Origin of the sequence: Acinetobacter sp. USHLN143 (assembly GCF_037145695.1) — a bacterium.
Classification (GTDB): domain Bacteria; phylum Pseudomonadota; class Gammaproteobacteria; order Pseudomonadales; family Moraxellaceae; genus Acinetobacter; species Acinetobacter fasciculus.
Genome location: NZ_JBBCWZ010000265.1, coordinates 1 through 292, shown reverse-complemented (window position 1 = coordinate 292; position 292 = coordinate 1). Strand labels below are relative to the sequence as shown.

General features: G+C 36.0%; 1 protein-coding gene. It reads left to right on the top strand.

Annotated features, from left to right (window positions below; genetic code table 11):
• On the top strand, positions 1–292 hold a 292-nt coding region (locus WFH18_RS18005; RefSeq protein ID WP_336755440.1), incomplete at both ends, for a transposase.

Below are 292 nucleotides of genomic sequence, written 5' to 3'. Positions count from 1 at the left end.
ATAGCGAATCAATCTATTTCTAAAAGTGTAGGAGGAAACTCCTCAAAAATACATTTGATTGTTGATGCACATGGCAATCCTATTGATTTCATGATTACCGATGGAACCACACATGATGTTAAAGTTGCACCTGATTTAATATCAACATTAGATTTAAAAGAGACAAAAGTGGTATGTGCAGATAAAGGCTATGATTCAGAACCACTGCGTGAACAGATCAGGAAAACAGGGACTAAAGCGAATATACCAAAGAAAACAAATAGCCAATCGAACAATGACCATATGGACTGGT